The sequence below is a fragment of the Streptomyces sp. NPDC050448 genome, assembly GCF_040655295.1.
In the GTDB taxonomy this organism is placed as follows: domain Bacteria; phylum Actinomycetota; class Actinomycetes; order Streptomycetales; family Streptomycetaceae; genus Streptomyces.
In genome coordinates this window covers 47,782-66,288 of record NZ_JBFAJR010000011.1, presented here as the reverse complement: position 1 = coordinate 66,288, position 18,507 = coordinate 47,782, and the positions used below count along the sequence as shown (strand labels likewise).

Below are 18,507 nucleotides of genomic sequence, written 5' to 3'. Positions count from 1 at the left end.
CTGAGGGGCCGCTTACCGCTGCCTTAAGGGGAGCCTAAGGATCTTCGGGAGGGCTCCGAAACGGGTGGAACCGCTGGTGCGGGGGGCTAGCTTGGCGGGGCCAGGGAGGCCTGAGGCGGCGTCGGATCCCACGGGGGGCGGCGCCGCGCAGCCCGGTTCCCGGCGCACCCACGACCGTGGTGCCCGCATCGCCGCTCCGAAGGAGATCCACCCATGCCCGTACGCCGCCGCACCGTGACCCGTATCGCCGCAGTCGGTCTCGCCCCGCTCGCGGTGGCCGCGTACGCCGCCGCGCCGGCGGCCGCCCACGGCTCGATGACGGACCCGGTCAGCCGGGTGGCGGCCTGCTACGCGGAGGGGCCGGAGTCTCCGAAGTCGGCGGCCTGCAAGGCTGCGGTGGCGGCCGGTGGCACGCAGCCGTTCTACGACTGGAACGCGGTCAACATCGCCAACGCGGCCGGCAACCACCGCTCGTTGATCCCGAACGGCCAGCTCTGCTCCGCCGGCAACGACAAGTACCGGGGCCTGGACCTGGCCCGCGCCGACTGGCCGGCCGGCCCGATGTCCGCGGGCGAGCACACCTTCCGGTACAAGGGGACCGCCCCGCACAAGGGCTCCTTCGAGCTGTACATCACGAAGGACGGCTACGACCCGACGAAGCCGCTGAAGTGGTCCGACCTGGAGCCGGCGCCGTTCGCGAAGGCCACCGACCCGGGCATGCAGAACGGGGACTACGTCTTCTCCGGCAGCGTGCCGAACAAGTCCGGGCGGCATCTGATCTACAGCATCTGGCAGCGCTCGGACAGCCCGGAGGCCTTCTACACCTGCTCGGATGTGGTGTTCGGCAAGGACGGCGGCGGGAGCGGAGGCACCGGCGGCGGCACCGGAACCACCCCGGGCACGAAGCCGAGCGCGAAGCCGAGCGCCAAGCCTTCCGCCGGCCACCCCTCGGACGTGCCCAAGGCCCCGACGGACCAGCAGATCGCCGACGGCGAGAGCAAGTCCACGGTGGAGCACAACGGCCACGGCGACAACGACCCGAGGACGAACGGCAGCACCGCCCTCGCGCCGGTCCCGTCGGAGTCCCCGGTGGGCACCACCAACCTGGCCGAGACGGGTGGCAGCGGCGCCACCCCGGCGATCGCGATCGCCGGGGCGGGCGTGCTGGCCCTCGGTGCGGCCGTGCTGTTCGCTGTGGCCCGACGCCGTGCGACGGCGCCGGGCCGCCGCGGCCGCTAGTCCGGCCGCCGGTCCGACCGGTTCACCGTCCGGACCGCCCGTGCGTCGCCGTCACTCGAAGACCGATGCGCAGGTGGTCCGGTTGGCGTGCGCCGGGTCGAGGGCGTTGAGCGCCTCGTGCCAGGCGATCCGGTCGGTGAGCCCGATGGCGACGTGCTCGGAGAGGTCCAGGGGGCACAGGTCCTGGAGCACGACGTTCCGTACGTTGGAGCCCGTCCCCTGGAGGAACCCGGTCCGGTACGGCGTGACGACCTCGTCGTACTTGGTCGCGATGACCGTGTACTGGACCCCGGGGACGGTGTCCCCGCCCGCGTTCAGCTTGGTGACGAAGGCGGATCCGGCGATCTGGTCGGCCAGCCCCGGGGTCGCGGAGCTGATCAGGTCCTGGGCGCCGGGGAAGTACGGGAGCAGCTGGGTGAGCCCGTCCAGGGTGGTTCCGTGGTTGTCGGGCGCGAGCCCGATCAGGGCGTTGACCTTGGGGCCTCCGCCGAGGAACTTGAGGTAGTAGTTCGGCATCATGCCGCCCTGCGAGTGGCCGACGATGTCGGTCTTCGCGGCTCCGGTGGAGGCCAGCACCCTGTCCACGAAGACGTCGAGCTGGCCGGCCGACTTGTCGATGGGGCCGAGCCCGTTGAAGAAGGGCACGCCGGGCAGTTGCCCGTAGTCGAGCGAGTAGACGCAGTAGCCGCGGTGGACGAGGTACGGAGCGAATCCGAGCCAGTTGTCCACGGAGTTCCCGAACGTGCCGTGTACGAGAACGACGGGGCGGGGATGGGCGGCCGAGGGCTTGCAGGACCAGTCGTTCCAGCCGCTGCTGGGTGCGGACGCGGCCTGCGCGGCGCCGGTGGGGGCGACGAGGGCGGCAGCGGCGAGGGTGAGGACGGCCAGCGGGCGGAGCAGGCGTCGCCAGGGCAGCATCGAGTGATCTCCTTGCTGGGTCAGGGAAAGACGTGGGGGTTCGTCCCGTGATCCGGATCACAAGGGGGTGCTGCTTCGGCCAAATTACGGGCGAGTAGCAAAACTTGGAAGTTACGCGTCAGTAAAAAATGCGTGTCGCCCCCCGCCCCCGCACGCCCCCGGGACAATGGAGCCCCCTACTCCGCGTGAGGTGAGTGCTCAGATGCAGTGGGCTCCCGGTGCAGGAACGGCCTTGGCCACCCCACCCGATCTGGCCGCCGACCCGCTCGTTCGCGCGGTCACCGAGGTCGCCGTGGGCACGCTGGGGCCCGTCGTGGAGGAGACCGCCCAGGAGGGCGTGCCGCGTTCGCACCTCAACGCCCTCGCCCGCTGCGGCGCGTACGGAGCCCTCGGCCACACGCCCCGCCCCGAGAGCGGGCTGACCACACGTCAAGTGGTCCGCGAGGTCAATGAGTTGCTGTCGGCGGCGGATCCGTCCACCTGGTTCGTCCACACCCAGCACTTCGCCCTGGTGAAGGCGCTCCACGCGGCCACCGGGACGGAAGCGGCCGCGCTGCGCGAACAGTGGTCGTCCGCCCTCGCCTCGGGAGAGCGGCGCGGCACGGCCGGTTTCGCCTTCCTGCGGCACGCCCGGCCGCCCGTCACCGCCGAACCGGTCGCCGACGGGTGGCGGCTGCGCGGCCGGGTGCCGTGGATGACCGGCTGGGGCCTCTCCGACGTGGTGTACCTCGGCGCCCTCGCCCCGGACGACCGGGTGCTGTTCGCCGCGGTGGCCTGCGGGCCGGACGGCGACCCGGGGCTGGTCGCGGCCGGACCGGCGCCGCTGTGGGCGATGAACGGCACCCGCACGGTGGCGGTGGAGGTACGCGATGTCCTCGTCCCGCGGAGCGCGGTGATCTCCGTACGGCCCCGGGCGGAGTGGGCCCGTGCATACGATCTCGAGAACGCGAACGCCCACCCCGCCGTCTTCGGCCATGTGCGCGCCGCAGCCGATCTCCTCGTACGGTCTGCCCCCGCCGCCGGCTCCGCGTACGAGGAGCTCGGCCACCGGGTGGCGCAGGAGGCGGCCCGGCTGCGCACGGAGGCCTACGCCCTGCGCGACGAACTCCCGCCGGAGGAACGGGTCGAGGACCGGCTGGCGCTCCGGGCGGCCGCCCTGGAGCTGGGCGTGCGGGCGGCCACCGCCTGCGTCGCCGCGACGGGCGGCCGGGCGATGTCGTACGGGAACACCGCCGGCCGCCTCGCCCGCGAGGCCCAGTTCCACCTGATCCAGGCCCAGACCTCACAGCTCCGCACCGAAATGGCCCGGCTCCTGCTGGGCGGGCCGCAGGAGCGGAACACCCCGTAGGGGGCGTCCGGCGGATCGGGGCCGGACACCCCCTCAGGCCGCTCTGTGGAAGGTGGCGGCAGGGCGGACCGTGCCCGGGCCGAAGCGGGCGTTCGCGCGGTCGATCGCCGCCTCCACCGTCAGGCGGGCTTCGCGGACCGGGTCCAGCGAGATCTGCCGGGACACCCGCTCGGCGCCCGTGAGGTCCTCGGCGCGCAGCACCATGCCGGTCAGCCGGGCCCGTTGCAGTCCGGCCGCGTCCAGCAGGCGGTACGCCGCCGCCCGCAGGTCCTCGTCGTGCGCGGACGCCTCCGTGAGCCGCCGGGTCCGCTCCCAGCGGGTGCCGCCGGCGAACTGCAGGGTCAGCGACAGGGCCCGGGCGGCCTGGCGGCGGCCGCGCAGCACCGTGCCCAGCCGGACCACCAGGCCGAGGAGCACGGCCCGGGCGTGCGGGCCGTCGAGCTCGTGCCGGGTGAAGCCGCTGCGGACGGCGGCCGATGCGGGCAGGTCCTTCGGGGTGACGGGGCGCGGGTCGATCCCGCGGGCGCGCTCCGCGGCCAGCCGGCCCGCCCGCTGCCCCAGGATCCGTTCGACGGTGCCCGGGGAGACGGCCGCGACCGCGCCCACCGTGTGCAGGCCGTACCCGCGCAGCGCCTCCGCCTGCTTGGGGCCGATGCCGTGGAGGGCCTCCACCGGAAGCGGTCCCAGGAAGGCGTCCGCCGCGCCCTCGGGCACGACCAGGACGCCGCCGGGCCCGGGCACCCGGGCGGAGGCCGTCGCCGCCACCGCCCAGGTCCCGGCGACCCCGATCCGTACGTCCGTGCCGAGCCGGGCGACCGCGCGCAGCCGCACCAGCTCGGCGATCCGGCGGGCGTCCGCGCCGAAGTACCGCCGGGCGCCGCGTACGTGCACCAGCGCCGCCCGGGGCGGCAGGGCCTGGACCGTCGGGGAGAACTCCCGCAGGAGTTCGAGGACTTCGCGGTACCCCTCCTCGGACACCGCCGGAGCGCACCGTACGTGCAGGACGCCGTTCGCCGGGGTCATCCCGCGCTCCCCGGGCTGGAGTGCCACAGCTTGCGGCCGGTCGCGGCGCGGTCGCCGGCCGGCTGGAGGTCGGCCCACGGGTTCATCTCGTACCCGGTGGGCAGGTGGATGCGGCGCCCGGAGCCGGCGGCGTCCGCCGACGGCGCCCCCGCACACGGCAGCGGCTCCGCCAGGCGGGCCGCGACCGCGTCCAGGCCGCCCGCCGCCCGCAGTTCCACCAGCTCCGCCAGGTCCCAGGCCGCCGCGCCGACCACGCTCAGGCTCTGCGGTCCGCGCCGCTGCACGACACCCCGTACCAGCAGCAGGAACGAGTGGAAGACGGTGTGCGCGCACGCCTCGTGGCTGTCGTCGAAGAAGGCCAGGTCGACCAGGCCCGTCCCGTCGTCCAGCGTCGTGAAGATGACCCTCTTCCCGGACCGGATCGGCGGGGTCTGGGTGGCCGCCTTGGCCCCCGCGACCAGTACCGTCCGGCCGTGCCCGACCTCGCGCAGCCTGCGGGCCGGGACCGCCCCCAGCTCCGCCAGGAAGGCGTGGTGGTCCCCCATCAGGTGCCGCGAGGCGTCCATGCCGAGCACGCCGAGCTCCGCGCTGAGCCGCTCCGCCTCGTTCAGATCGGGCAGGCCGACCGGGGCCGTCGACCGCCCGCCGTCCAGCGGGAGTTGGACGCTGCCCGGCCGGGCCCCCGCCGTGCGCTGCGCGCCGTGCAGTTCGGCCACGTGCAGCAGCAGGTCGCGCCGGTTGGCGCCGAAGGCGTCCAGCGCCCCGACCTGCGCGAGCCGCCCCGCGACCGGCCGCCCCGGGTGGGCCCGGTCCCAGAAGTCGCGCAGCGATCCGTACGGCTGTCCGTCCTCGATCCGGAGCGCCTCCGCCTCGCTGATGCCGTGGACGTCGGCCAGGGCCAGCCGGAGCCCCCACACCGGAGGAGCCCCGGCCTCGGACACCAGTTCGATGCGATGGGTCACCGCCGACCGGTTCACGTCCAGCGGCAGCACCGGCACACCCCGCCGCCGCGCGTCCGCCAGCAGCAGCCGCTTCGGGTACATCCCCGGGTCGTGCGTGAGCAGCCCGGCGTAGAACGCGGCCGGATGGTGCGCCTTCAGCCACGCCGACTGGTACGTCGGCACGGCGAAGGCCACCGCGTGCGCCTTGCAGAAGCCGTACGAGCCGAACGCCTCCACGATCTCCCAGGTCCGGCCGATCACCTCGGCCGAGTAGCCCCGTTCGCCCGCCTTCGCCGCGAACCACACCTTGATCCGCGCCTGCGACTCCGGGTCGGAGAGCCCGCGCCGCACCCGGTCCGCCTCGTCGCGCCCGCAGCCGGTCATGACGTGCACGATCTCGATGATCTGCTCGTGGAAGACCACCACCCCGTACGTCTCGCGCAGCGCGTCCGCCAGGTCCGGGTGCGGGAAGCGGACCGGGGCCCGCCCGTGCCGCGCCTCGATGAACGGGCGCACCATGTCAGCGGCGACCGGACCGGGCCGGAACAGCGAGATGTCGACGACCAGGTCGTGGAAGGTCGACGGCTGGAGCCGCCCCACCAGGTCGCGCTGGCCCGGCGACTCGATCTGGAAGCAGCCCAGCGTCTCGGCCGAGCGGATGAGCTCGTACGTCGCCCCGTCGCCCGGCGGGACCTGCGCCGGGTCGTCCAGGTCGAGCTCCTCCCCCGTACCGCGCCGGATCTCCGCGACGGCGTGCGCCATCGCGGACTGCATCCGCACGCCCAGCACGTCGAGCTTGAGCAGCCCGAGCTCCTCCACATCGTCCTTGTCGAACTGGGACATCGGGATGGGGGCACCTCCCCGGCCCGCAGGGCCTAGGGGGACTTCGCCGCTGGTCGGCACCACGGGGGTGCGGGCGAGCAGCGAGGCGTCGGAGAGCAGCACCCCGCACGGGTGCATGGCGATCCCGCGCGGCAGCGCGTCCAGCGCCTCGACGAGCTCCCACAGCCGCCCGTGCTCCTCCCCGCGTACGTCGCGCAGTTCCGGCAGTTCGGCCAGGGCCGCGCGGGCGTCGCGGGCCCGGATGTGCGGGAAGGCCTTGGCGAGCCGGTCGACGACGGCCGGGTCCATGGACAGGGCGGCGCCGACGTCGCGGACGGCGTGCCGGACCCGGTAGGTCTCGGACATGGAGACGGTGGCGACGCGCTCGGTGCCGAAGCGGTCGATGATCCGCCGGTAGACCTCCAGCCTGCGGGCGGACTCCACGTCGATGTCGATGTCGGGCAGGACGTGGCGGCGCTTGGACAGGAAGCGCTCCATCAGCAGGCCCTGCTCGACGGGGTCGGCGTGGGCGATGCCGAGGAGGTGGTTGACGAGGGAGCCGGCGCCGGAGCCGCGGGCGGCCACCCGGATGCCCATCGCACGTACGTCGTCCACGACTTGGGCGACTGTCAGGAAGTACGAGGCGAACCCGTGGTAGGCGATGATGTCCAGCTCGTGGTGCATCCGCTCCCAGTACGCACGGTCGTCGGCGTAGCCGCGCAGCACCATGCCGGCGGAGGCCCTGGAGGTGAGGACCCGCTGGGCGGTGCGGTGGGCCGCGCCGACGAGGTGGGCCTCGGGGAAGTGCACGGAGCCCATGCCGAGGTCGTCCTCGGGGTCCACCGAGCAGGCCTCGGCGGTGCGCCGGGTCTCCGCGAGCAGCCGGCGCGCGTCGGCGGGACGCAGGCCGGCGGCCCGGGCGATCCGGTCGGCGGCCTCGGCCATGGCGGCGGGGTCCTTGAGCCAGCGTTCGCCGCTGTCGAGGGGGCCGCGGGGGTCTATGGGGACGAGGCGGCGGGCCGCGTCGAGGATGTCGGCGACCGGGCCCTGGCCGGGGTCGGCGTACCGGACGGCGTTGGTGAGCACGGCCGGGACGCCCTGCTCGGCGGCGAAGCCGACCGTACGGGCGGCCAGGCGCAGCGAGCCGGGGCCGGTGCCGGTGCGGCCGTGGTGGACGGCCTCCAGGCGGAGGGATCCGCCGTAGACCTCCCGCCAGGGCGCGAGCAGCCGCGCGGCCCGGTCCGGCCGCCCGGCGGCCAGTGCCCGCCCCACTTCGGACCCGGGCCCGAGCAGTACGTACACCCCTTCGCCCCGCAGCTCTCCCCAGGGCACGACGGGCCGGGCGGTGCCACCGGCGCCCGCATGGGCCGCCGTGACCATCCGGCACAGTTCGGCCCAGCCGGTGGCGCCGTCGCGGGCCAGGAAGGTGGCCCGGGGCATGGACTCGTCGACGAAGGCGCCGCCCGTGACGGGGGTCCGCCGCCGGTAGGACGCCTCCCCGGATCCGGTGGGCCCGGCCGTGCCCGCCACAGGCGCAGTGGCGTGCGACACGGCCAGGTCGGCCCCGAACAGCGGCCGGATCCCGGCCTTCGCGCATGCCTTCGCGAACCGCACCGCGCCCGCGAGGGTGTCGCGGTCGGTCAGGGCGAGGGCATCCATGCCCCGCTCGGCGGCACGCTCCGCCAGCCGTTCGGGGTGCGAGCCTCCGTAGCGCATGGAGAACCCCGAAACGGTGTGCAGATGCGTAAAACCAGGCATCCGCGGCCTCCTGCTTCGCTCGATTCGCCTCTAGAACTCCTTTGGCCTCCCCTGTCTCCACCATAGAGCAATTCGAATATCCGTGCGAAACGTTTGTTCGATCATCCATCCGCGGCCTTGGCGGCGCTCGCCCGGCAGCTCCCCCGCCACGCACTCGGAGCGCCACCCCAGCATCGGCCGGACCGTACGGGCGTACTGGGCGCGGCCGGCACGGCGCCGGCCGGCACGGCCGGCAGGCTCGCGTCGCCGCGCATCGGAGACGGGGCCGCCCCGGCCGGATGGTGCATTGCTCATGCGTGCCGCCCCACTCCACAACCCTGTGCCCCCGCCCGTGAGTTCGGGCGGAGGCACAGGGTTGTGCCGCGTTCGGGCGGGCCGTACCCGCCCGTTGCCGTCAGTAGACGCTCACCCCGTAGGCGTTGAGGGCCTCGACGACGGGCTGGAAGTAGGTGGTTCCGCCCGAGGTGCAGTCGCCGCTGCCACCGGAGGTGAGGCCGACCGCGCGGGTGCCGGAGTAGAGCGGGCCGCCGCTGTCGCCGGGCTCGGCGCAGACGTTGGTGCGGATCATGCCGTAGACGATGTCGCCGCCGCCGTAGTTGACGGTGGCGTTGAGGCCGGTCACCGAGCCGCCGTGGGTGCCGGTGGTGGAGCCGCGCCGGGTCACGGACATCCCGACCGTGGCGTCGACGGCGCTGGTGATGTCCTGGCTGCCGACGGTCCCCGCATGGGCCAGGGAGGTGTTGTCGTAGCGCACGAGGCCGTAGTCGTTGGTCGGGAAGCTCGAGCCGACGGTCGCGCCGATCGTGGTGCTGTGCGAGGAGTCGGTCCACCAGGTGCCGGCGCCGTCGGTGCAGTGCCCGGCGGTCAGGACGTAGTACGTGCTCCCGCTGCGCACGTTGAAGCCGAGCGAGCAGCGCCAGCCGGACGTGTAGATGGCATCGCCGCCGGAGATCAGCTTCCGCAGCTTGCCGGGGGTGCGCTCGATGCGCAGGGCCGCGGCGTCGGCTCCGGCCTCGGTGCGGATCTTGGCGAGGTCCGCGGCGGTGACGGTGGAGTCGGCGGTGACCACGAGGGTCCCGCTGGCGGGGTCGGTGTACCAGGCGGTGCCGGCGACGTCGGCGCGCTGGACGGAGGCTCCGGCCGCAGCGAGCCGCGCTGCGCTGAAGCCGGTGTCCGCGCTCGCCGCGGTGGGGGCGGCGAGCCCGGCGACGGCTGCCAGGCCGGCGGCCACCGCGAGCAGCCGGGTACGCGTGATGCTCTTGATCCTCACTTCTCGTCCTCCCGGGAGGGATCGGGGGCCCGGCGGACAGTGGGGGGCGCCGGAGCCCGTGAGGCGCAGCCGGGGGTACGGCGGGCGCACAGGATTTCGTCGTGCCCCTGACAAGCCCCCGGAAGGCGCTGTCGGGAGTGTCCCGGCGCCGGATTCGGGCGGCAAGGGCATCTTTCGGCCTCCGCTCGCCCGCCGCGACCTCGGAGGGCAGGGTGCTCCCGAGTGGCGGGAACGGGCGGATGAAGTGGTCCGCGACGGCGCGGGGCGGCAGCACGGTCCGGTTGAAGCCGACGGTGATCGAGCCGTCCGCCGGATCCGGGGCACCCGGCCCGAGGAAGCGGAAGCGGTGGCCGGAGCTCCCCGGTGGCATTGCCGACGACGGCCCGGAGACTGGCGTCGTCCTCGTCGACGGCGGCCCGGAGGGTGTGCTCGGCACTCCGGTGGGCGAAGCCCGGCTCGCCGCCGAGGCCGAGCCCGCGCGCCCGCCCGTCGGCGTTCGCCACCTGGACGATCCGGTCCTCGCCGTACGGCCGCAAGCGCCCCGGCGGCACCAAGTCCGGGTCGTACGCGGTGGCCTCGATGCCGGCGAAGGCCCGGCGCGCCGCGGAGGCGGGGTCGAACACCCGTACCGCCCACTCGCCCTCGCGCCGGATCGCGGTGATCCGGACGTCCCGGGCGGCGGCGATCCGGGAGTGCGCGGGCGGGGCCTCGCCGGCGGCCAGGACGGCGTCACCGGTGAAGGGCTCGCCGCCGAGGCCGAGTCCGTCCCCGGCGGAGGCGGTCGGCGCCATCCCGCCCCCGGTGGCGCGCCGGCGCCCCGGAACGGCCGGAATTCGACCTTCCGGGTAGTCGGAGCGCGTGGGGGTCCTCCCGGACGGAGTCCGGGGGAGGCTGCCGATGAGGGCGAGGGGGCCGTAGGGGGCGGACACGGAAGCCACCCGATGCTCGTGCCATGTGCGCCAGGCGGCCTTCGGATCATCTGCGTCATCGCTCATGCCGCTCACCCCTTCCACACGGGCCCGGACGGGAATCTCCCTGTACGCCGTCCGGCCCCGTGCGTGTCTGACGGGTTCTCAGCAGTCTCAGCAGCTCCAGCAGCCGTCGCAGCCTCAGCAGCCGTCGCAGGGACAGCAGCAGTCACAGCCGTCACAGCTGCAGCAGTCACAGCCGCTGCAGCCGCTGCAGTCGGGGCAGCAGTCGCCGCAGTCGCAGTCATCGCACCACGCGTCCCGCTTCTTGCGGGACCACGGGCCCTCGTGCTCGGAGCAGCACAGCTGGCAGGTGCAGAACAGCCCCAGGGCCACCGCGCAGCCGGCGAGCAGCCCGCGGCGCGGCTTCTGCGGGGGAAGACCGCCGCCGGGACCCATGGGCGGTCCGGGTATCCAGGGGCCGCCGGGGCCGCCCGCGCCGCCGCCGCCGCCGTAAGGATTCCCGCCGTACGGGGTGCCGCCCTGGCCGCCGTACGGGGTGCCGCCGTACGGGCCGCTGCCGTACGGGGCGCCCTGGCCCGGGCCGTAGCCCTGCGGCGGCGCGCCGTAGCCGCCCTGACCCGCGGCGTTCATGTCTGCGCGCCCGCCCGTGTGCGCGCAGCCCGTGACCCCGAAGGCCCGGTCCACCGAGGTCTTCAGCTCGTGCACGAGCAGCCGGTGGGCCAGCCCGGCGTCCGCGAACTCGACCTCGCGCAGGGCCAGCCTGATGCCGTGCAGGGCGTCGTCGGCCAGCCGCCGGGCCTCGGTGAGCGAGGTCCCGGTGGCCGTCAGCGGGTTCCAGGCGCCCGCGGCGGTGTCCGCGGCCTGGTCCTCGACGGCGTCCAGCAGGTGCGCGAGGCGCCCGAAGTAGCGGCCCGCCTCGGCGAGCGCGGGGGCGTTGCCTGGCCGTCCGGCCAGCTGCGCGGTATGGGCGAAGGCCGCGGCCGTCGCGGTCTCCGTGGGCTCGGTCACCACGAGCACCGGCGTGCCGAGGCCGGCCAGCGTCTCGATGCCGGCCTGCCGGTCCACGGCGTCGACGAGGACCGCCGTGTCGAAGCCGAGCGAGGCCCCGGTGCGGGCGCCGGCCCGGTCCCAGCCGCGGGCCACCTTGCGCGCGGCGGCGGCGATCGGCGCGCGGGCCAACAGCCCGTCCCGGTCCGCCACGTGGTCCCGTACCTTCGCCGAGGCGAGTACGAGCGAGACGGCGGCCGCGAGCCGCGCACCCTCCCCGTTGGCCACCGCGGCGGTGCGCATCCCGCGCAGCGGGCAGGGACCGGCGGTGCGCCGGGAGCCGGGCGCCGGTCCCGACTGAGCCTCCGTCAGAACGGAGACGAGCAGCCCGTCGTAGTTGGTCACGATCCGGGCGAACTGGCCGTGGTCTCCGCGAAGTGCCAGGCACAGCCCGCAGAGATGGGCCATCCACTCCGTCTTGAACCGCTCCCCGAGCCGGTGCGTGCAGGGTCTGACGATGCCGAACAAACCGGTCCCCCGTGTGTCATGCGCGTGCGTGATGCGCATCGTATCGAGCCGGATCGTTCACTCGTACGCCCCTGTCGGTCACCCACACGGCGGCGGCAGTCGTATTTTCACTCAGACAGCAGCGGTACCCACCGGGATCCTTGACGGTGCAACGGATGTTCTGCACCAGTACCGTCACGAAACCCCTGCGCGGCGCCTATCCACTTGGCGCGTTGTCAGCATCATGGACGACCATAGGGGCAGCGGAGAGAAGACAACTGACCGCGGTGAAAGGAGGCGTCCATGGGTTCGGTACGCAAGGCGAGTGCCTGGTTGGGTCTCGTGGAGGACAACGACGACGAGCGTTACTACGACGACGACTACACGGAGGCCGCGCAGGGTTCCGTCTCGGGCCCCGGGGACCAGTGGGTCACCGACCCCCGGGTCAAGGTCGCGTCGGAGTCGGCCGTCGAGCAGGGCCGGCGGATCGCGACGGTCACCCCGGACGGCTTCCGTGACGCGCGCGGCATCGGCGAGCTGTTCCGCGAGGGCGTCCCGGTGATCGTGAACCTGTCGTCGATGGACCCGGCCGACGCCAAGCGCGTGGTCGACTTCGCGGCCGGCCTGACCTTCGGCCTGCGCGGCTCGATCGAGCGGGTGGCGACCAGGGTCTTCCTGCTGACCCCGGCCGACACCCAGATCGTGAACGGCGAGTCCGCCGGCCGCTCGCGCGACTTCTTCAACCAGAGCTGAGCCCGGGGGCACCTCTGGGGGTACCCCCGGACGGAGTCTGGGGGAGGTGGCCGGGGATCCTCACCGGAAGGCGTCGAGCCCGGTGAGCGCCTTGCCCAGCACCAACTGGTGCATCTCGACGGTGCCCTCGTAGGTGAGCACCGACTCGAGGTTCGTGGCGTGCCGCATGACGGGGTATTCGAGCGAGATCCCGTTGGCGCCGAGGATGGTCCGCGCGGTGCGGCAGATCTCGATGGCCTCGCGGACGTTGTTGAGCTTCCCGAAGCTGATCTGCTCCGGCCGCAGGGTGCCCGCGTCCATCCGCCGGCCCAGGTGGTGGGCGAGCAGGATGCCCTTGTGGAGTTCCAGCGCCATGTCGGCGAGCTTCGCCTGGGTGAGCTGGAAACCGCCGATGGGCTTGCCGAACTGCTCGCGCGTCCGCGCGTAGTCGAGCGCGGCCTCGAAGCTGGCGCGCGCCGCGCCCATGGCTCCCCAGATGATCCCGTACCGCGCGTGGCTGAGGCAGCCCAGCGGCCCCTTGAGCCCGGTGACGCCCGGAAGCACCGCGTCCGCGGGCAGGCGTACGTCGTCCATGACCAGCTCGCTGGTGACGGAGGCGCGCAGCGACCACTTGTGCTTGATCTCGGGCGCCGAGAACCCGGCGGCATCGGTGGGCACGGCGAAGCCGCGGATCCCCTCGTCGGTCTGCGCCCAGACGACGGCCACGGCCGCCACGCTGCCGTTGGTGATCCACATCTTGCGCCCGTTCAGCACCCAGTCGGTCCCGTCGCGCTTCGCGTACGTCCGCATGGCGGCCGGGTCGGAGCCGACGTCGGGCTCGGTCAGCCCGAAGCAGCCGATCAGCTCGCCGGCGGCCATGCCGGGGAGCCAGCGCTGCTTCTGCTCCTCGGAGCCGTACTTCCAGATCGCGTACATGGCGAGGGAGCCCTGTACGGAGACGAGGGACCGGATCCCGGAGTCGGCGGCCTCCAGCTCGAGGCAGGCGAGCCCGTACTGCACGGCGCTGGCGCCGGCGCACCCGTACCCCTGGAGGGACATCCCGAGCGCGCCCAGCGCGCCGAGCTCGCGGGCGAGCTCCCGGATCCCGGGCAGCTCGCCGCTCTCGTACCAGTCGGCGATGTGCGGGAGCACGCGGTCGGCGGCCCAGTTGCGGACGGTGTCGCGGACGGCGAGGTCCTCGGGGGCGAGGAGCTCGTCGAGCCCGAGCGGATCGGTGGGTACGAAGGGGGTTCTCGACGCGGACACGAAGGGCCTCCCGGCGGCCATGAGGGCGTAGCTAGCGGTGCTAGTTTGTCGCCGCCGCCGCCCCGGGTCCACCCCCGACTGCCCCTGCGGGCGGCGCTGCGCGGGGCGCCGGCGTCAGGCGGGCCGGACGACCGTGTCGCGGTCCGGCTGCGCCGGGGCCGGGATGCGGGGGGCGTCGGGGCCCGCCTGGGCCGGGAGGCGTGCGGGCTCCGGCTCGCACTCGGCGGAGTCCTGGCACTCCATGACCCGCGGCAGTTTCAGCGCCATCACGGCACCCGCCAACAGCAGCCCGGCACTGACCACGAGCGTGACGTGCAGCCCGTGCACGAACGAGTGCCGCGCCGCCGCGTACAGCGACTCACCCGCAGCACCCCCGAGGGATCCCGCGATCTGGTAGGCCTCGCCCAGGGAGTTCGCCGCGTCCGCCGCGTCCGAGGGCGACACCCCCGGCACGTGCAGCAGTCCCGGCGCATAGGCCGCGTTCATGACACTGCCGAGCAGCGCGATGCCCATCCCCGCGCCCAGCTGGTACGAGGTCTCGCCTATGGAGGCCGCCCCGCCGGCCGTGGCCGCGGGCGCCTCGCTGAGCATCGACTCGTACGCCGCGAACAGCGTGGTCTGCAGCCCGAAGCCGAGCAGGATGAACCCGACGGTGAGCAGGGTGGGCCGGTCGTGCTGCCCCATGAACGTCAGCAGCAGCACGGCGAAGGCCGTCAGCACGAAGCCGAGCGACACCATCGTGCGCGGCCCGATCCGGGCCAGCGTGTACGACCCGGTGGCACCGGCGGCCATCGCGGCGAAGGTGAGCGGCAGCAGCCGCAGCCCGGTCTCCAGCGGGCTGAGGTGCAGCACCAGCTGGAGGTACTGGACCGCGATCAGCTCCAGCCCGACCAGCGCCAGCATGGCGAGCACGATGCACCCGACGGACGTCGAGAAGGCGGCGCGCGAGAACATCCGCATGTCGATGAGCGGGTGCGTGCGCCGCTTCTGCCGCCGTACGAACAGGATCAGCAGCACCGCGCCCAGCACCAGCGGCACCAGCGCCCGGGCGTCGAGGAACTCGCGCTCCGCGCCGATCCGCTTGACCCCGAGGACCACGCCGAGCACACCGCCGGCGGCGGTCAGCGCGCCGAGCACGTCCCAGGGGCCGTCGCAGGACCCCTTGGACTCGGGCAGCAGCCAGCGCCCGAGCGGCAGGATCAGGGCCATCAGCGGGATGTTGATCAGGAAGACCGAGCCCCACCAGAAGTGCTGGACCAGGAAGCCGCCGAGGACCGGCCCGCTGGCCGCGCCGATGGCGGCGACGGCGGTCCAGATGCCGATGGCGAGGGCCCGCTCGCGCCGGTCGGGGAAGACCTGCCGCAGGATCGACAGGGTGGCGGGCATGATCATCGCGCCGCCGACGCCCAGCAGGGCGCGGGCGGCGATCAGGATCTGGGCACTGTCCGCGAGGGCCGCCAGGGCGGAGGCCGCGCCGAAGAGCCCGTAGCCGAGGAGGAGTATCCGGCGGCGGCCGACCCGGTCGCCGAGGGTGCCGAAGAGGATCAGCAGGGCGGCGCAGACCAGCGGGTAGGCGTCGACGATCCACAGCAGCTCGACCGAGCCGGGGCGCAGGTCCGCGGTGACGGAGGGGACGGCGACGTGCAGGATCGTCGCGTCGAGCGCGACGAGGACCAGGCTGACGCAGAGGACCGCGAGGACGAGCCAGCGGTTGGAGCCGCCGGAGGCTGCGCGCAGCCGCAGCCGGAAGGCGGCCGCGTTCGTCCCCGACATGCATGTACCTCCCAGATGATCGCTCGCACTCGGCGGACCAGCGTTCTGCGGAGCCGCGGTGGCGGTGCACTGTGCGGCGTCCTACGGGGTCCGGCATCGACAGGCGAGTGAAGCGTCAGCGTACGCGAGTTCGCCTGTCCGGCACGTGGTCAAGCTCTCACAGCGGCGGCGGCCGCGGTGTGGTGTGCGCCACTCGGATCACCCCGCCCTCCCCCTCGCCCCTCCACCGCGTACACGCGCGGTCACGACCTGTGGTTCTGCGCCGACGGCAGGCACGGGCGCCATCGATAATCATGCCCGTGGAAGATCTTGGATTTCGTCGGGCCGCGCCCGCGCTGGCCGTCTTCGCGGCGGTCCGGCTCCTCGGGCTGGCCGTGCTCGCGGCCTGGGGCTCGGCCGTCGGCAGCAGTCCGCACACGCTGCTGTCGGCGCGCTGGGACTCGCTCTGGTACGCCCGCATCGCCGCCGAGGGCTACGGGTACGAGGTGGCCCTCCCGAACGGGGACGTGCACTCGAACCTGGCCTTCTTCCCGCTGCTGCCCTGGCTGGAGCGGCTGGTCGCGGCGCCGACCGGGCTGTCGTACGGCTCCGCGGGCCTGGTGGTCTCGGTGGTGGCCGGGCTCGCGGCGGCCTGGGGGATCTTCGCGGTCGCGGACCTCCTCCACGGCCGGCGGGCGGGGGTGTTCGCCGCCGGGGTCTGGGCCGCGCTGCCCGTGGGCATCGTGCAGTCGATGGCGTACAGCGAGTCGCTGTTCACGGCGCTGGCCGCCTGGGCGCTGTACGGGGCCCTGCGCGGCCGGTGGCTGACCGCCGGCCTCCTCGCGGCCGGGGCGGGGCTGACCCGCCCGGTCGGCGCCGCGGTGGTGGCGGCGGTGTGGGTGGCGGCCGCCCTGGCCTGGCGGAGCGGGGAGCGGTCCTGGCGGATGGCGGCGGGGGTGGCGCTGGCCCCGATGGGGGCGGCCGCGTACGTGCTGTGGGTCGGGGCGCGCACCGGCGACGGGCTGCTCGGATACCTGGACGTGCAGGGCGGCTGGGGCAACGGCTTCGACGGCGGATGGGCCTTCGCCCGGTTCATCGGGGCGAAGCTGGCGTCGTCCGCCGCCCCGGCCGGGGTCGGACTGATCGCGGGCGTCGTGCTGGTGCTGTGGCTGTACCGGCTGTGCGTGAAGCAGCGGCAGCCGGCCGCGCTGCTGGTGTACTGCGGGATCGTCGTGGCGCTGGCGCTGTGCGCGTCGGGGTACTTCGGCTCCAAGCCGCGGTTGCTGCTGCCGGCGTTCCCGCTGCTGCTGCCGGCGGCGGTGGCACTGGCCCGGTGGCGGACCGGGCGGGCGGTCGCGGTGCTCGGCGCGGTGGCGCTGGCCTCGGCGGCGTACGGGGCCTTCTGGCTGAACGGCTCCGGGCCACCGTAGGACTTCGCGCGGCGCGCCGGAGGCGCGCATCACGGAATGGATCATTCCGATCCATCTTTGAGCAAAGTCATTGAGCCGTGCCGATAAAGCCCGGCTAAGTGTGCGAAATAATGGCCAGGCCAATGGATTCAGGCGGCTCCAACTAATGTCTAAATCCGAGGAATTAAGCTCCGCGTGAGACCAACTCCACATCACATGGTCATCACAAAGCCCGTGATTCGACCGGGCCGCCCAGCGGCGCGCGGTAACGTCGATTGAGTGCGTACCGACCAAATCCTGACCCGTCTGGAGCGGGTGTTCGCCCGGCTGGACCGGGAACCAGAGCGACCGGCTCATCTGCAGACACCGCAGATGAGCCGGCACCGCATCGTGCTCCTCGGGTCGACCCTCGCGTTCTACCTCGCGATCGTGGTGGCCGTCCTGACCACGTCCTGGCTCGTCCGCCTGGACTGGCAGGTCATGTTCTTCCGGCCCTACGAGCAGTGGCCGCAGCTGCACGCCTTCCTCGACTACCTCGTGGTCCTGGGCCAGCGCGGCCCCACCGCGGTCATGGTCGCCGCGTGGCTCGGCTGGCGCTCCTGGCGGCAGCACACCCTCCGCCCGCTGATCACCCTCGGCGTGGCACTGCTCCTGCTCAACATCACCGTCGGCGCCGTCAAGCTCGGCCTCGGCCGGCTCGGCCCGCACTACGCCACGCAGATCGGCTCCGCCGAACTCTTCGCCGGCGGCGATATATTTCCTTCCGGCCACACCGCCAATGCCGTCGTGACCTGGGGGATCCTGGCCTACCTGGCCTCGACCACGGTCACCCGGCGGGTGCTGTCCGTGGTGTCCGCCACCGTCTCGCTGAGCGTCGGCGCCACCACCGTGTACCTCGGCACCCACTGGGTCAGCGATGTGCTGCTCGGCTGGTCCGCAGGTCTGCTGATCATGCTGGCGCTGCCCTGGTTCGAGCCGCTGATCGCCGGGGCCGAGGCCCGGGTCTTCGCGCTGCGGGAGCGGCTGCGCCGCCGGCTGGAGACCGGAAGCGTGCCCGTACCGGTCGCCACCGCGCTCACCCCGATGCTCTCCGCGGGCGGCAAGTGGCAGCTCCGGCTCACCACCGAGGCCGCCGGCCCGCAGGACCCCGCCGCGACCACCCCGGCAACCGTGCAGGCGGCCTCCGGTCCGGTGCACGCCCCGGTGCCCCGGCCCGCCGCGCACGTGTCCGGCCGGCCGCACCTGATCCGGTCCGAGCGGACCCCGGTCACGCCGGCGGGCAGCCGCCGCCCGGCGCACACCGAGCGGCCCGCCGCCGCGGGACGGACCGCGGCCCGTCCGGCCGCCGGCGGCTGAACCACCCCCGTACGGGACTTCGCGGGACGGTACGCACCACCTCACCCCGCACCACCGAGGCGGGCCGGGTCACACCCGGCCCGCCTCGGCCATTCCGGTGGTCCCCGCCGTACGGATGTCCGGAACGTCAGCACCGCGCCCGGACGTTCGTCCGTACCGGGTCACGCTTGTGTCACGGAATGTCGACAGTTTTTTGACGGAGCCGGCTTCATCCGAAGAGCCGCGGGAGTGCGTGCGCGCCATTCTT

General features: G+C 73.8%; 12 protein-coding genes and 1 pseudogene. 5 read left to right on the top strand and 8 right to left on the bottom strand.

Annotated features, from left to right (window positions below; translation table 11 throughout):
- Positions 1 to 213 precede the first annotated feature (213 nt).
- Positions 214 to 1,239 carry a lytic polysaccharide monooxygenase gene (locus AB0I68_RS15680; protein WP_363177840.1) on the top strand — a complete coding sequence of 342 codons (1,026 nt, stop codon included), beginning with the start codon at positions 214 to 216 and terminating at the stop codon, positions 1,237 to 1,239.
- Positions 1,240 to 1,290: 51 nt separating this feature from the next.
- Here AB0I68_RS15680 and AB0I68_RS15675 read toward each other — a convergent pair whose 3' ends face one another.
- The gene (locus AB0I68_RS15675; protein ID WP_363177839.1) at positions 1,291 to 2,157 is read right to left on the bottom strand and encodes an alpha/beta fold hydrolase; all 867 of its coding nucleotides are present in this window, start codon (positions 2,155 to 2,157) and stop codon (positions 1,291 to 1,293) included.
- Positions 2,158 to 2,389: 232 nt separating this feature from the next.
- On the opposite strand from AB0I68_RS15675, the gene AB0I68_RS15670 reads away from it, so the two are divergent.
- On the top strand, positions 2,390 to 3,505 hold the full coding sequence (locus AB0I68_RS15670; protein ID WP_363177838.1) for an acyl-CoA dehydrogenase family protein: 1,116 nt from the start codon (positions 2,390 to 2,392) through the stop codon (positions 3,503 to 3,505).
- A gap of 33 nt (positions 3,506 to 3,538) precedes the next feature.
- Here AB0I68_RS15670 and AB0I68_RS15665 read toward each other — a convergent pair whose 3' ends face one another.
- The 5 genes and pseudogenes from AB0I68_RS15665 to AB0I68_RS15645 form a co-directional block, all read right to left on the bottom strand.
- The gene (locus tag AB0I68_RS15665) at positions 3,539 to 4,528 is read right to left on the bottom strand and encodes a hypothetical protein (RefSeq protein ID WP_363177837.1); all 990 of its coding nucleotides are present in this window, start codon (positions 4,526 to 4,528) and stop codon (positions 3,539 to 3,541) included.
- Positions 4,525 to 8,049: a DNA polymerase III subunit alpha gene (locus tag AB0I68_RS15660; protein WP_363177836.1), complete on the bottom strand. Its 3,525-nt coding sequence runs from the start codon at positions 8,047 to 8,049 to the stop codon at positions 4,525 to 4,527. Before AB0I68_RS15660 ends, AB0I68_RS15665 begins: the two co-directional genes overlap by 4 nt.
- Positions 8,050 to 8,443: 394 nt before the next feature.
- On the bottom strand, positions 8,444 to 9,319 hold the full coding sequence (locus AB0I68_RS15655) for a S1 family peptidase (RefSeq protein WP_363177835.1): 876 nt from the start codon (positions 9,317 to 9,319) through the stop codon (positions 8,444 to 8,446).
- A 166-nt stretch (positions 9,320 to 9,485) separates the two neighbouring features.
- Positions 9,486 to 10,314, bottom strand: a pseudogene (locus tag AB0I68_RS15650) (DUF1684 domain-containing protein); the annotation flags it as partial.
- Between the two features lie 114 nt (positions 10,315 to 10,428).
- A complete protein-coding gene (locus tag AB0I68_RS15645; protein ID WP_363177833.1) occupies positions 10,429 to 11,766 on the bottom strand; it encodes a DUF5685 family protein in 1,338 nt (445 codons plus the stop codon).
- A 282-nt stretch (positions 11,767 to 12,048) separates the two neighbouring features.
- Here AB0I68_RS15645 and sepF point away from each other — a divergent pair, with 282 nt between their 5' ends.
- Positions 12,049 to 12,498 (top strand): cell division protein SepF, encoded by a 450-nt coding sequence (sepF, locus tag AB0I68_RS15640; protein WP_363177832.1) that lies wholly within the window; start codon positions 12,049 to 12,051, stop codon positions 12,496 to 12,498.
- A gap of 60 nt (positions 12,499 to 12,558) precedes the next feature.
- Here sepF and AB0I68_RS15635 read toward each other — a convergent pair whose 3' ends face one another.
- Both AB0I68_RS15635 and AB0I68_RS15630 read right to left on the bottom strand, forming a co-directional pair.
- Complete coding sequence (locus AB0I68_RS15635) at positions 12,559 to 13,764, bottom strand: acyl-CoA dehydrogenase family protein (protein ID WP_363177831.1); 1,206 nt, start codon at positions 13,762 to 13,764, stop codon at positions 12,559 to 12,561.
- Positions 13,765 to 13,857: 93 nt separating this feature from the next.
- Positions 13,858 to 15,516: an MFS transporter gene (locus AB0I68_RS15630; protein ID WP_363177830.1), complete on the bottom strand. Its 1,659-nt coding sequence runs from the start codon at positions 15,514 to 15,516 to the stop codon at positions 13,858 to 13,860.
- A gap of 299 nt (positions 15,517 to 15,815) precedes the next feature.
- On the opposite strand from AB0I68_RS15630, the gene AB0I68_RS15625 reads away from it, so the two are divergent.
- Entirely contained in the window at positions 15,816 to 16,925 is a 1,110-nt protein-coding gene (locus AB0I68_RS15625; RefSeq protein WP_363177829.1) for a hypothetical protein, read from the top strand.
- A 258-nt stretch (positions 16,926 to 17,183) separates the two neighbouring features.
- Positions 17,184 to 18,260, top strand: a complete 1,077-nt coding sequence (locus tag AB0I68_RS15620; protein ID WP_363177828.1) for a phosphatase PAP2 family protein — start codon at positions 17,184 to 17,186, stop codon at positions 18,258 to 18,260.
- Positions 18,261 to 18,507: the final 247 nt, after the last annotated feature.

Coding starts and splice junctions, on each gene's coding strand:
- AB0I68_RS15680 (WP_363177840.1), top strand. CDS start 214: ATGCCCGTACGCCGCCGCACCGTGACCCGTATCGCCGCAGTCGGTCTC.
- AB0I68_RS15675 (WP_363177839.1), bottom strand. CDS start 2,157: ATGCTGCCCTGGCGACGCCTGCTCCGCCCGCTGGCCGTCCTCACCCTC.
- AB0I68_RS15665 (WP_363177837.1), bottom strand. CDS start 4,528: ATGACCCCGGCGAACGGCGTCCTGCACGTACGGTGCGCTCCGGCGGTG.
- AB0I68_RS15660 (WP_363177836.1), bottom strand. CDS start 8,049: ATGCCTGGTTTTACGCATCTGCACACCGTTTCGGGGTTCTCCATGCGC.
- sepF (WP_363177832.1), top strand. CDS start 12,049: ATGGGTTCGGTACGCAAGGCGAGTGCCTGGTTGGGTCTCGTGGAGGAC.
- AB0I68_RS15635 (WP_363177831.1), bottom strand. CDS start 13,764: ATGGCCGCCGGGAGGCCCTTCGTGTCCGCGTCGAGAACCCCCTTCGTA.
- AB0I68_RS15630 (WP_363177830.1), bottom strand. CDS start 15,516: ATGTCGGGGACGAACGCGGCCGCCTTCCGGCTGCGGCTGCGCGCAGCC.